Here is a 247-nt window from a genome sequence, read left to right as displayed (position 1 = left end):
GGTTTTGCCGTCAAGCGCGCCGAGCTGCTCGCAGAACCAGCTGCCGAAGGCGAAGGCGTTCTGCTCGAGATTGGCCTTCAACACATTGATCATGCCCTTGCGATCGAGCGATTTGCCTTGATGGCCGCGGCCGATGACGCCCGACATGGTGCGTGCGGCGCTGGCGAGTTCGCCGACATTGGCGGCGATTTCATTGGCGATCGACTTTGCCTCGAGGTTGGCCTGATCCATCGTCAGCGTCTGGACG

The 247-nt window shown here is 61.5% G+C and carries 1 pseudogene; it reads right to left on the bottom strand.

From position 1 onward, the window contains the following. Window positions 1-247 (bottom strand): annotated as a pseudogene (locus AF337_RS15940) (methyl-accepting chemotaxis protein); the annotation flags it as partial.

It is taken from the genome of Rhizobium ecuadorense (assembly GCF_001187535.1).
Classification (GTDB): domain Bacteria; phylum Pseudomonadota; class Alphaproteobacteria; order Rhizobiales; family Rhizobiaceae; genus Rhizobium; species Rhizobium ecuadorense.
The sequence above is the reverse complement of the archived record's forward strand: the minus strand, read 5'-3'. Positions and strand labels throughout refer to the sequence as shown.